The following is a 12,444-nucleotide window of genomic DNA, read 5'->3' on the forward strand; positions in this document are numbered from 1 at the left end:
AACTCGTCAGCGCGCCGGGGCGCGCCCACGAGTGCGGCCGGCTTCGGCACGGTTCAACAGGTTCTGGTCCGCGCCGGTGTACGCGGAGACATACGTGTGCACACACGCGCCGCCCGGGGAACTCCGCACGCCCTACCGGTGCGCGCGGGCAACGGAAATGATGAGCGCACCGCACATGAACCATCGATCCGCAGTTCCCCCTGCCCCGGCCGGGCGGACTCGCGGCGGAAGGAGTTCACGGTGTTGCTTCTCATCTCCCCGGACGGCATCGAGGAAGCGCTCGCCTGCGCGAAGGCGGCGGAGCACCTCGACATCGTCGACGTCAAGAAGCCCGACGAGGGCTCTCTCGGCGCCAACTTCCCCTGGGTCATCCGGGAGATCCGCGACGCGGTGCCGGCGGACAAACCGGTGTCCGCCACCGTGGGAGACGTGCCGTACAAGCCCGGCACCGTGGCGCAGGCCGCGCTCGGCGCGGCCGTCTCCGGCGCCACGTACATCAAGGTGGGCCTGTACGGATGCACGACTCCCGAGCAGGGTGTCGAGGTCATGCGGGCGGTTGTCCGCGCGGTGAAGGACTACCGTCCGGACGCGCTCGTCGTCGCCTCGGGCTACGCCGACGCCCATCGTGTCGGCTGCGTCAACCCGCTCGCCCTGCCCGACATCGCGGCCCGCGCCGGTGCCGACGCCGCCATGCTGGACACCGCGATCAAGGACGGGACCGGGCTGTTCGACCATGTTCCGCCGGACCTCTGCGCCGAGTTCGTCCGCCGCGCCCACGCGGCCGGTCAGTTCGCCGCACTCGCGGGCAGCGTCAAGCAGGCCGATCTCGGTCAGCTGACCCGCATCGGCACGGACATCGTCGGGGTGCGGGGTGCGGTCTGCTCGGGCGGTGACCGCAACGCCGGAACGATTCAGCCGCACCTGGTCGCGGCCTTCCGGGCGGAGATGGACCGGCAGGCCCGGGAGTTCGCCGCCGACGTCCCGGCCCTGAACTGACCACCGGGATGCCGACACCGCATGCCGGCCGCGTCTCCGGACGCCGTGCCCCCTGCCTCGCTGTCATCGACCCGGCCTCCGGGGAGATCTTCGACGAGACCCCCGACCAGCAGCCGGACGAACTGGACGACGTGATCGACCGGGCCAGGCACGCCTGGACCGGTTGGCGCGCCGACCCGGCCGCCCGCACCGCCGGGCTGAACGCCGCCGCCGACGCCGTGGAGGCCGCCGGAGACGACCTCGCTCCGCTGCTCACCCGGGAACAGGGCAAGCCCCTCGCCGAGTCGTACGCCGAGGTCGCCCGTACGGCAGCCCGGCTTCGGTACTTCGCCGCCCTGGCTCCCCGCACCCGCCGGATCGCCGACGGCCGCCCCGTGCACAGCGAGATCCGCTGGCAGTCTCTCGGGCCCGTTGCCGCGATCGTGCCGTGGAACTTCCCCCTCCAGCTCGCTTCGGCGAAGTTCGCGCCCGCGCTCGCGGCCGGCAACACCGTGGTCCTCAAACCGTCCCCGTACACCCCCCTTGCCACCCGGCTGCTCGGCGCCGTCCTCGCCAAAGCCCTGCCCGAGGACGTCCTGACCGTCATCACCGGCCGGGAACCCCTCGGTGCCCGCCTCGCCTCCCACCCGGGTATCCGCCATGTCACCTTCACCGGCTCGGTGCCGACGGGACGGGCCGTCGCCGCGGCCGCGGCGGGCTCCCTCGCCCGTGTCACCCTGGAACTGGGTGGCAACGACGCGGCGGTCCTCCTGGACGACGTCGACGTGGAGCGGGTCGCGGACCGGCTGTTCTGGGCCGCCTTCCGCAACTGCGGGCAGGTCTGCATGGCGGTCAAACGCGTCTACGCACCGGCCCGGCTCCACGCAGAGGTGGTCGAAGCCCTCGCTCACCGCGCGAAGACCGTCGTCGTCGGACCCGGTCTTGTGCCGGGCACCCGGCTCGGGCCGGTCAACAACGCCCCCCAGCTGGCCCGGATCGAGAGGTTCGTCCAACGGGCCCTGGCGGCCGGTGCCAGGGCAGCGGCCGGCGGTCACCGGCTCGACGGACCGGGCTACTTCGTCGCTCCCACGATCCTCACGGACGTCCCGCCCGAGGACCCGGTGGTGACCGAGGAACAGTTCGGACCGGTTCTGCCGGTGCTGCCGTACCGAAACCTCGACGAAGCCGTCGAAGCGGCCAACGGCACCGGCTTCGGGCTGGGCGGCTCCGTCTGGGGCACCGATCCCGACCGCGCGGCGGCGACAGCCGACCGGCTCGAATGCGGCACGGTCTGGATCAACCACCACGCCGAACTCTCCCTCGCCCAGCCCTTCGCAGGCGTCAAGGAGAGCGGCTTGGGTGTCGCGGGAGGACCGTGGGGCCTCTACGGCAACCTCCGTCCATTCGTCGTGCACCGGCCGCCGGAGGAAGAGGGATGAGGTTCCGAGCCGCCGTGCTGCGCTCCTGCGAGAGCCCGTTCGCGGTCGAGGACGTCGTTCTGAACACCGCGCCCGCCCCCGGCGAAATCCTCGTGGAGATCGTGGGAAGCGGAATGTGCCGGACCGATCTCGCGGTCCGGCGGTCAGCCGGACGCACCCCGCTGCCGGCTGTCCTCGGCCACGAGGGGACCGGGGTAGTGGTGGCGGCGGGCGGCGGCCCGGACACCGCGGTCGGCGTCGGTGACCACGTCGTGCTGAGCTTCGATTCCTGCGGGGACTGCCTGAGCTGCCGCGGCGCGGCCCCCGCCTACTGCGACTCGTTCGCCTCACTCAACCTCTTCGGGGGACGCGAGGAGGACACACCACGGCTCACCGACGCCGCCGGGGGAGCGGTGGCCTCCCGCTGGTTCGGCCAGTCGTCCTTCGCCGAATACGCCCTCGTCCCGGCGCGCAACGCCGTCCGGGTCGACACCGCCCTGCCGCTCGAACTGCTCGGTCCGCTCGGCTGCGGAGCCCTCACCGGTGCCGGAGCCGTGCTGAACACGTTCCGTGCCGGCCCCGGCGACACCCTCGTCGTACTCGGCGCGGGAGCGGTGGGCCTGACCGCGGTCATGGCGGCCACCGCCGCCGGCGTACGGAGCGTGGCCGTCGACCGGCATCCGGGGCGCCTGGAGCTCGCCGAGCGGTTCGGCGCGATCCCGCTGCCCGCGGCGACGTCCGGACTGGCCGAGCGCATCCGTCGGCACACCGACGGCGGCGCGCAGTACGCCCTGGACACCACGGCCTCCGCCCCGCTCATCAATGACGCGCTCCGCGCGCTGCGCCCCACCGGCACCCTCGGTCTCGTGGCGCGCCTTCACACCGCACTGCCTCTCGAACCGGGCACGTTGGACAGGGGCCGCAGCATCCGGCACATCTGCGAAGGGGACGCCGTACCCGAACTGCTGATTCCGCGGCTGATCGGCCTGTGGCAGGCCGGCCGCTTCCCCTTCGACCAACTGATCCGCACCTATCCCTTGGCCGACATCAACGAGGCCGAACGCGACTGCGACGCCGGACGCGTGATCAAGCCCGTCCTGCTGCCGGAAAGAAGAGACCGATGAGTGAAACGTCCATCCCCGGGGACTCCCTCCACCCCACCAGTGACACTTCCGTGCTCCTCGCTCCCACCGAAGGGGCCACGACCACCACGCCGACGCGGCGGACCGGCGAGGGAGGCGTGGACGCAGGTGTGGGATCGACTTCCCTCCTGGTCGCCGCCGCACGGGCGATCGAGACCCACCGCCACGACAGCCTGGCCCGGGACGTCTACGCGGAACACTTCGTACGCGCGGCCCCCGCCTGCGCGGACTGGCCGGTGCGTATCGAACAGGTCCCGGACGGGGACGGCAACCCGTTGTGGGGGAGGTTCGCCCGCTACTTCGGTCTGCGGACCGGAGTCCTCGACGACTTCCTTCACCGGTCGGTCGGTACGGGCGTCCGCCAAGTGGTCCTGCTGGGGGCGGGACTGGACACCCGTGCCTTCCGGCTGGACCTGCCGTCCGACTGCGTCGTCTTCGAGATCGACAGGGCGGGCGTGCTGGCCTTCAAACAACAGGTGCTCACGGATCTGTCGGCCGCCCCGAAGGCGAAGCGGGTCCCGGTGCCGGTCGATCTGCGCGGCGACTGGGTCACCGCGCTGACCTCCGTCGGTTTCGACCCGGCCGCCCCGAGCGTCTGGCTGGCCGAAGGGCTGCTCTTCTACCTGCCGGGCCCCGCCGAGACGTACCTCATCGACACGGTGGACCGGCTCACCACCACGGGCAGCGCCCTGGCCTTCGAGGCCAAGCTGGAGAAGGACCTGCTCGCGTACCGCGACAGCCCGATCTACACGGCGACGCGGGAACAGATCGGCATCGATCTGCTCGACCTCTTCGACAGCGGGCCGCGCCCCGACTCCGCGGGTGACCTGGCGGCCAAGGGCTGGTCCACCTCGGTGCACACGCCCTTCGAATTCACCCGCCTGCGGGGACGTGGTCCCCTCCCCGAACCGAACGACGCGCTGGAGGGGAACCGGTGGGTCTTCGCGCACAAGAGCAGACCCTGACGTCGGCACGGGTGGGGCGCACCGGGGCGGTACCGACCGGCAGTGCCCCGGGACGCTCAGGTCCTGGCCGTGTCAGACGGCCCGGACAGCCACCAGTTGGTCGGCCGGGATCCCGCCCAGGTCCGGCGCGTAGTAGTCCTCGATGCCCCTGGCCCATGTGGTCACGGTGACGCGGTCCCCGGCGTCCGGGCCGAAGGCGTCGAAAAGGGCGTGGATGTTCGCCTCCGCGAAGCCGATCGCCGTCATCAGCGACACGAAGAGCGGGCGCTCGATCAGACCGTCCCCGTCGGGGTCGCCGAGTGCGGCGAGCGCCTCGGCGAACTCGGTGATCGTGGGACCGAACCGCTCGGGGTCGAGCACGAACGGACGGAACTCGTCGAGGGAGATCACGCCATCGCCGTTGGCGTCCAACTCCGTTTCCAGCGTGGTCCAGTAACGCCGGAACGCGGCTCGGATGGCCACCCTGGCGCCGTCGTCCGACGCGACCGCCACCTCCAGGACACGTCCCGTCATGAGGTCGAAGTCGTCGGCGTCGAGGACCCCGTTGCCGTTGGCGTCGAAGAGGGAGAAGATCAACTCGACCCTCTCGGTGGCCTCAGTTCGCATGTCCGTCACCTGTCTCCTACGGTCCGTCGATCCCGGACTCGGCTCAGTGAGTGCACCTGCGTAACCGTGCAGGGGGAGAAACGTGACGGTGAGGAGACGTCCGCTGCCGGAGGAAGTGAGTTCGCCGACAACCAGTTCGTACGCGCGGGCCAGGCCTGCGGGACGCGGTCGAGGCGTAGTTCAGCGTGACACCCCGGACGCCGCACAGATCGCGTCAGCCGGCCGTCGCACTCGGACCAGCTCGACGCGAGTGCGCCCCGGTCACCGGCGGCCGGTGGCCAGGATGACGAGGAACTGACCGCCGCCCGGCTCGATGTCGGCGGTCACGGGCAGCCCCGGTACCAGCCGGGAGAACCGGTCCACCAGCCAGTCCGCCGCTTCCTGGGCGTCGCGGCGGGTCGGGCACCGGCCCACCATCTCGCGGCCCCCCTTGCGCTCCAGCCTCTGGGCAACGGTGACCAGCGGCGCGGGTTCGACCACGTACAGGCTGTCCGGCCAGGCGATGACCACCTTGACCGCGCCCTTGCGGGTGTTGCATCCGCGGTGTGCGAGCCGTTCGGCGACCTTGGCCTTCCGGTCGGCGGTCCGGCTGTCGACGCTGGGGCCCCGCGGGTCGTTCACCGACTCGTCGGGGTCGACCGCTTCGTCGCAGACCCAGCATCGCCAGCCGTCGCGCTCGGCCACATCATCAAGAAGACTCATCCGAGCAAAGTAGCCTGCCCGGCCGCCGGCCCGCGCATCAGGCCCCGGCAATGTCGTGAGACCGGCCGTCCAAAGCCGCGACGTCCGGCGAACAACGTCACCGATGCCTTGACCTGCGTGCCGTGCCGCTCGCGCCCGGGGCGGCTACTTCTTGATTCCGTGCTGTGCCGCCCAGTCGTTCGCCACGTCCTCCGGGTCCTTCTTGTCCTTGTCCACCAGGCGGTTGAGCTCGGTGAGGTCCTTGGTCGTCAGTGCGTTGCCGAGGCGGGCGAGTGCCTTGCGGACCGTCGAGTCGGCCTTGCGGTCGGCGACGAGGGGGACGATGTGCTGGCCGGGGATCAGGTTCCTGGGGTCGGTGAGGACGACCCAGTGCTCCGCGACGATGTCGGTGTCGGTGGTGAAGAGGTTCGCGACGTCGACGTCGCCCTTCTTCAGGGCGCCCTTGACGAGCGGCCCCGAGGAGTCCAGGGACTTGAACTCCTTGAACTCCACGCCGTACACGTCCTTGAGGCCCACCGCGCCCACCGCGCGCTTCTTGACCTCGGGCGCCGCGCCGATGACGAGCTTGCCGTTGTGTTCGGCGAGGTCGGCCAGGGACGTGAGGCGGTACTTCCGGGCGGTCTCGCGGGTGACGACGAAGGCGTCGGAGTCCTCGGCCGTGCCGTAGGGCAGGATCTGCAGGCCGCGCGGAAGGGCCATGGCGAGGGCGTTCTGCATCTCGCCCTCCTCGGTGGCCGTGGCCTTGGTGTCGAGGTAGTGGAGCAGGGCGCCCTGGTATTCGGGCAGCAGGTCGATGTCGCCGCCCTTGAGGGCGGGGATGAGGATCTCGCGGGTGCCGAGGTTGGGGCGGACGGTGGTCTTCACGCCGGCTGCTTCGAGGGCGGCGGCGTAGAGGTACCCGAGGACCTGGTTCTCGGTGAAGTTGGCGGTGCCGATGGTGACGCCGTCCTTGCTGGAGCCTCCGCCTCCGCCTCCGCCGCCGGAGCCCTGTCCGTCGAGGGAGGTGATGCCACCGCTGCAGGAGGCGAGTGCGGGGACGGAGGCGGCGGCGAAGAGCCCGCCGAGGAGAGTCCTGCGGTTCATGGTGCTTGCTCCTAGGCCGACTTGGCGGGGCGGTGGCGGAAGAGGGTGCGCTGGAGTACGGAGAGCGCGAGATCGAGTACGACGGCGACGACCGCCACGAGCACGGCGCCGCCGAGCACCTGCACGAGGTCGCGCTGGGCGAGCCCGTCGAAGACGTACCGGCCGAGCCCGCCGAAGGAGACGTACGCGGCGATGGTGGCCGTCGCGACGACCTGGATGAGCGCGAGCCTGAGCCCGGTCATGATCAGGGGGAGCGCGAGGGGGAGCTCGACCTGGAAGAGGACCTGGTGCCTTCGCATGCCCTGGCCGCGCGCCGCGTCCCGTACGTCGGGGTCGACCGCGGTCATCCCGGCGTACGTGTTGGTGACGATGGACGGCACGGCGAGCGCCACGAGGGCGATGTAGACCGGCCACATGGAGAGGCCGCTGGCGAGGAAGACCAGCACGACGAGCCCGACCGTGGGCAGCGCGCGTCCGAAACTGGACAGGTTGATGGCGAGGAAGGCGCCGCGCCCGGTGTGTCCGATGAGCAGCCCGACGGGCAGTGCGATGGCGGCGGCGACGAGGGTGGCGAGCAGGGAGTACTGGAGGTGTTCGGCGAGGCGGTGCCCGATGCCGTCGGGGCCCGTCCACTGTTCACTGCTGACCAGCCAGGCGCCGAGGCCCTTGAGGAGTTCGTACATCGGATCAGGCCCTCTGCTTCTGCCGGCGGGTCCAGGGAGTGAGGACGTACTGGAGGGCGACGAGCAGCGCGTCCGCGACGAGCGCGAGAAGCAGGGTCAGGACGACGCCGACGATGACGGGGGTGGGGAAGTTGCGCTGGAACCCGTCCGTGAAGAGCTGTCCCAGGCCGCCGTCGCCGATGTACGTCGCCACGGAGACGAGCGAGATGGCCATCACCGTCGCGATCCGCACGCCCGCCATGATCACCGGAAGGGCGAGGGGCAGCTCGACGGTGAGCAGGGTGCGCAGCGGCCTGGTGCCCATGGCCTTCGCCGCTTCCCTGGTCTTGGCGGGGACGGAGTCCAGACCCTCGACGGTGTTCCGCAGGAGCACGACGAGGGTGTAGATCGTCAGGCCGATGACGGTGGTGGTGCGGGTGAGCCCGCTGACCGGCAGGAGGAGCACGAAGACGGCGATGGACGGGATGGTGAACAGCACGTTCGACAGGCCGAGCAGAAGCCCGCGCAGTCCGGGTACGCGGTGTGCGATCACGGCCAGGGGGAGCGAGATGACCAGGCCGAGGAGTACGGCGGTGAGGGCGGCCTGGAGGTGGGAGAGCGTCAGGGTGGTGAGATCGCCGGAGTGGTCGGATATCCACGACCAGTCGACGGTCATGCGGCCATCCTGCTCGCCTCGCTGTGCACGTGCCCCGCGTGTTCGTGGATGTCCTCGCGGGACGTCACGCCGGTGAGGACGCCGTCCGCGTCGATCCGTGCGACCAGGCCGCTCGGCACGGAGACCGACTCGTTGAGGGCCGAGAGGAGCGAGTCCGTGTCCCGCAGCGGGCGGACCGGGGACTCCGTGTCCGTCTCGGTGTCGCGCCAGGCCAGTGGCTTGCGGGCGGTGTCGAGGGCCAGCTGCCAGCGGGTGCCCTCGGGTGCGGGCCCCTGGGGGACCTCCGCGAGCGTCGTCAGGGACAGCAGCTTCAGTCCGCGTTCCGCGCCCAGGAAGTCCGCGACGAAGGCGTCCGAGGGGCGGGCCAGGAGTTCCGCGGGGGTGGCGCACTGGACGAGGTGGCCGCCGGTACGGAAGACGGCTATGCGGTCGCCGAGCCGTACGGCCTCGTCTATGTCGTGCGTGACGAAGACGATGGTCTTGTTCAACTCCCGCTGGAGGCGCCGAAGTTCGTCCTGGAGCTGGGTGCGGACCACGGGGTCGACGGCACCGAACGGCTCGTCCATCAGAAGTACCGGCGGGTCCGCGGCGAGCGCGCGGGCCACGCCGACGCGCTGCTGCTGGCCGCCGGAGAGCTGATGCGGGTAGCGCTTCCCGGCGTCGGCGGAGAGGCCGACCGTCTCCAGGAGCTCCGACGCGCGTGCCCGCGCCTTCTTGCGTCCCCAGCCGAGCAGGAGCGGCACGGTCGCGATGTTGTCCAGGACCGTGCGGTGCGGGAAGAGCCCGGACTGCTGGATGACGTAGCCGATGGAGCGGCGCAGCTCGGCGGCGTCCTGCTCCAGGACGTCCTTGCCGTTGACCCTGATCGTCCCGGAGCTCGGATCGACCATCCGGTTGATCATCCGGAGCGTCGTCGTCTTTCCGCAACCGGAAGATCCGACGAGGACGGTCACGCCACCCTCCGGCATCTCAAGGGTGAGGTCGTGCACCGCCGTTGTGCCGTTCGGGAAGCGCTTGTGGACCTGGTCGAATTGGATCATGAGGAGTCCCTTGCCCGACTGCATATCATCATGCAGAGTTCTCGGTGACTGAATAGATTGTCAATAGGTCGTCGCCGCCCGGACGTAAATCCCCGGTAACAAGTGGCCGCAGGGCAAGACTGAGCGCCTGATTGAGGAGGAATCACCACTGATGTCGTCTCATATCGTGGACGGGGTCGCCGGCGACAGCGGCGCGATCGTCGTCCTGGACGGCCGCGGACTGATGGTCGCAGATGTCGTACGTCTGGCCGAATCCGCCGCAAGGCCCGTCCCGGCAGCCGATGGCATGAAGCGTGTGGAGACCTCGTGGAACGCCGCTCGGCAGATCGCCTCGTGGGGTCGCGTCTACGGCCGCTCCACCGGCGTGGGTGCCAACCGGAACGAGTCCGTGCCGACGGAGGCGGCCGCCGACCACGGCCTGCGACTGCTGCGCAGCCATGCCGGAGCGATCGGCCGGGAGCTGCCCGCACGGCAGGTCCGCGCCATGCTCGCGGTCCGCGCCAACCAGCTGCTCGCGGGCGGCGCCGGCCTGCGCCCCACCGTCGTCACGGCGCTCTGCGAGGCACTGGAGACCGGCGCCTGCCCGCAGGTCAACGAATTCGGCTCGGTCGGCACCGGCGACATCGCCGCGCTCGCGCAGATGGGGCTCGCGCTGGCGGGCGAACACCCCTGGCGGGGAGCGGGGGCGGCGCCAGATCCGCAGCCCCTCGACAACAACGACGCCCTCGCCCTGATCAGCAGCAATGCCCTCACCCTCGGCCAGTCCGCCCTGGCCGTGCACGAGCTGCGTGGGCTCATCGCGGCCACGCAGGTGGTCGCGGCACTGTCCCTGATGGCGATCGACGGTTCGTACGAGGCGTACGCGCTGCCCGTGCACGAGGGGCGGCGGCACGCCGGTTCGTACGCGGTCGCGGAACGGATGCGGCAGCTGCTCGGCGCACCCGACCGCCCCAGGCCACCGCTCGGCCGGATCCAGGACCCGTACGGGCTCCGCTGCGTGCCGCAGATCCATGGCCCCGCGCACGACGCGGCGGACGCGCTGGAGGACGTCCTCGCGGTCGAGATCAACGCGGCGGCCGAGAACCCGCTGATCTCGCCGGACGACATGTCGGCCTACCACCACGGCGGCTTCTACATCGCTCAACTCGCCCTTGCCCTGGACCACTTCAGGCTGGCGGTGACGCAGGTGGCACGCCTGTCGACCTCGCGGCTCTCGTCGCTGAACGAACCGGGCTTCACCCGTCTGCGGCCGTTCCTCGCGGACGGCGAACCGGCTTCCTCGGGCGTGATGATCCTCGAGTACGCGGCGGGGGCGGCGCTCGGGGACCTGCGGGCCTTCTGTGCGCCCGCGTCGCTCGGCCACGCGGTGCTCTCGCGAGGCGTCGAGGAGCAGGCCAGCTTCGCCTCGCTGGCGGCGCGCCAGACGCTGCGGGCGTGCGAGGCGTTCCGGCTCGTCATCGGCTGTGAACTCGTCGCGGCCGTACGGACGTTGCGTCAGCGCGACATGCGGCTCGACCCGGAACTGCCGGTCGGCCGCGCCTTCGGGCTGGCGGACTCGGTGCTCGATGCGGAGCTGGCCGACCGGCCGTTGACGGACGATGTGACGGTGGCTGCCGGGCTGCTCGACCGGTTCACCGACCTGTGGCTGGACCTCGGGTCGGGGAGCGGGGCGGCCTTCGACGGCGCGGGTGTGGTCAGGAGGACGCGCTGAGCCGGCGATGAGCGGGCGCCGGGCCGGGGAGGCCGATGACGGCTCCGCCCCGCCCGCCCCGGTTGCGCCGGGGCCCGCGCCCGGGGTGCGGACAGCTCGTTTCGACGTCGTCGACATACGACGACTTGTCCTGAGTGATCCCGGAAGTTCTTCGTGAATCTGCTGGGAGAACACCCCTTGACGCCCCTCCGGACCGGACCTACATTCCTCGAATAGATCGGAAAGTGTCCTAACTATTCAAGAGGAGTCACTCCATGGCCGCTCCGGTGAGGGGAACTCCGGGTACCCCGCGCACCATGCGTGCGATGAACGACCGCGCGACCCTGGACCTCCTCGCGGCGCACGGGACCCTGACCCGGGCGCGCATCGGTGAGCTCACCGGGCTCTCCAAGGCGACGATCTCGCAGATGCTGGAGCGCCTGCAGAGCGCCGGGCTCGCCAGGGCGGTCGGGGCGAAGACCGGTGGCCCCGGTCCGAACGCACTGCTCTACGAGGTCGACCCCTCCGCCGGGCATGTCGCGGCCCTGTCCGCGGGCCCCACCGGCATCACCGCGATCGTCGCCGACATCGCCGGACGTGAGGCCGGCCGCTGTCACATCGCGGCCAGTGCCGTCGCCGAGGACGTGCGCCACCGCACCGCCCAGCTCGTCAGCGAGGCCGTCGACGGGGCGCTCGGCCGGGCCGGGCTCGGGCACGACGACATCTCCGCCGCCGTCATCGGTACGCCGGGAGCCATCGACCCCCGCACCGGACAGCTCCGCTACGCCCCCCACCTGCCCGGCTGGCACTCCCGCACCCTGCGCGGCGAACTCGCCGAGGTGCTGGGCACCCCGGTGGACATCGAGAACGACGTCAACCTCGCCGCGCTCGCCGAGCAGTACGACGGGGCCGCACAGGGCCGGGACAACTACGTGCTGGCCTGGATCGACGAGGGCGTCGGCGCCGCCATCGTGCTCGGAGGAACACTGCTGCGCGGCGCGACCGGGGGAGCGGGCGAGATCGGCTACATGCCCCTGCCCGGCGCACCCCTCGCGCGTGAGCAGGCGGTACAGACCGGCCGGGACGCCGGGGGCGGCTTCCAGAGCCTCGTCGCCGCGGCCGCCGTACGACGGCTCGCCGGCGGCGCCGCCTCGCTGGAGGACGCGCTCGCCGACGACTCCGTACGCGAGGAGCTGGCCCGCCGGCTGGCCTCCGGCCTGGCTTCGGTCGTCGCCGTGGTCGACCCCGACCTCGTCGTGCTGTCGGGCAGAGTCGCCCAGGCCGGCGGCGAACCACTCCGTGCCCTCGTGGAGCAGGAGATGACCGGCCTCGCACTTCCCCGGCCCGAGCTCCGCATCAGCGACCTGGACGGCGACCCCATCCTCATCGGAGCCCTGCGCCGCGCCCTCACCCGGGCCCGCCACACCGTCTTCGACACCTCCGCCTGATCCCCACCGTCCCCCCTTCCGTACTCCCCAGCGGGGG

Annotated in this window: 12 protein-coding genes; 6 read left to right on the forward strand and 6 right to left on the reverse strand. The window is 71.3% G+C overall.

What is annotated here, in order from left to right:
* The first annotated feature begins 240 nt into the window (after positions 1 to 240).
* Genes OG521_34605 through OG521_34620 form a run of 4 tightly spaced genes read left to right on the forward strand, consistent with a single transcriptional unit; the run spans position 241 to position 4,500 of the window.
* Positions 241 to 996, forward strand: a complete 756-nt coding sequence (locus tag OG521_34605) for a (5-formylfuran-3-yl)methyl phosphate synthase (protein ID WUW25618.1) — start codon at positions 241 to 243, stop codon at positions 994 to 996.
* 8 nt (positions 997 to 1,004) lie between these two features.
* Positions 1,005 to 2,414, forward strand: a complete 1,410-nt coding sequence (locus OG521_34610) for an aldehyde dehydrogenase family protein (GenBank protein ID WUW25619.1) — start codon at positions 1,005 to 1,007, stop codon at positions 2,412 to 2,414.
* Positions 2,411 to 3,517 carry an NAD(P)-dependent alcohol dehydrogenase gene (locus tag OG521_34615; GenBank protein WUW25620.1) on the forward strand — a complete coding sequence of 369 codons (1,107 nt, stop codon included), beginning with the start codon at positions 2,411 to 2,413 and terminating at the stop codon, positions 3,515 to 3,517. The genes OG521_34610 and OG521_34615 overlap by 4 nt, the downstream gene beginning before the upstream one ends.
* The gene (locus OG521_34620; protein ID WUW25621.1) at positions 3,514 to 4,500 is read left to right on the forward strand and encodes a class I SAM-dependent methyltransferase; all 987 of its coding nucleotides are present in this window, start codon (positions 3,514 to 3,516) and stop codon (positions 4,498 to 4,500) included. Before OG521_34615 ends, OG521_34620 begins: the two co-directional genes overlap by 4 nt.
* 72 nt (positions 4,501 to 4,572) lie before the next feature.
* Here OG521_34620 and OG521_34625 read toward each other — a convergent pair whose 3' ends face one another.
* From OG521_34625 to OG521_34650, 6 genes are all read right to left on the reverse strand, one after another.
* On the reverse strand, positions 4,573 to 5,106 hold the full coding sequence (locus tag OG521_34625; GenBank protein ID WUW25622.1) for an EF-hand domain-containing protein: 534 nt from the start codon (positions 5,104 to 5,106) through the stop codon (positions 4,573 to 4,575).
* Positions 5,107 to 5,367: 261 nt separating this feature from the next.
* Positions 5,368 to 5,808 carry a hypothetical protein gene (locus tag OG521_34630; GenBank protein ID WUW25623.1) on the reverse strand — a complete coding sequence of 147 codons (441 nt, stop codon included), beginning with the start codon at positions 5,806 to 5,808 and terminating at the stop codon, positions 5,368 to 5,370.
* Positions 5,809 to 5,952: 144 nt separating this feature from the next.
* Positions 5,953 to 6,891, reverse strand: coding sequence for an ABC transporter substrate-binding protein (locus OG521_34635; protein ID WUW25624.1), 939 nt, complete (start codon positions 6,889 to 6,891; stop codon positions 5,953 to 5,955).
* 11 nt (positions 6,892 to 6,902) lie between these two features.
* Positions 6,903 to 7,574 (reverse strand): ABC transporter permease, encoded by a 672-nt coding sequence (locus OG521_34640; GenBank protein WUW25625.1) that lies wholly within the window; start codon positions 7,572 to 7,574, stop codon positions 6,903 to 6,905.
* Between the two features lie 4 nt (positions 7,575 to 7,578).
* A complete protein-coding gene (locus OG521_34645; protein ID WUW25626.1) occupies positions 7,579 to 8,229 on the reverse strand; it encodes an ABC transporter permease in 651 nt (216 codons plus the stop codon).
* Positions 8,226 to 9,269, reverse strand: a complete 1,044-nt coding sequence (locus OG521_34650; protein WUW25627.1) for an ABC transporter ATP-binding protein — start codon at positions 9,267 to 9,269, stop codon at positions 8,226 to 8,228. The genes OG521_34645 and OG521_34650 overlap by 4 nt, the downstream gene beginning before the upstream one ends.
* A gap of 151 nt (positions 9,270 to 9,420) precedes the next feature.
* Between OG521_34650 and OG521_34655 the strand changes: the two genes are divergently transcribed.
* Together OG521_34655 and OG521_34660 are read left to right on the forward strand one after the other, a co-directional pair.
* Positions 9,421 to 10,980: an aromatic amino acid lyase gene (locus tag OG521_34655; GenBank protein WUW25628.1), complete on the forward strand. Its 1,560-nt coding sequence runs from the start codon at positions 9,421 to 9,423 to the stop codon at positions 10,978 to 10,980.
* 296 nt (positions 10,981 to 11,276) lie between these two features.
* Positions 11,277 to 12,407 carry an ROK family transcriptional regulator gene (locus OG521_34660; GenBank protein ID WUW25629.1) on the forward strand — a complete coding sequence of 377 codons (1,131 nt, stop codon included), beginning with the start codon at positions 11,277 to 11,279 and terminating at the stop codon, positions 12,405 to 12,407.
* The last annotated feature ends 37 nt before the right edge of the window (positions 12,408 to 12,444 follow it).

Source organism: Streptomyces sp. NBC_01463 (assembly GCA_036227345.1).
GTDB lineage: Bacteria > Actinomycetota > Actinomycetes > Streptomycetales > Streptomycetaceae > Streptomyces.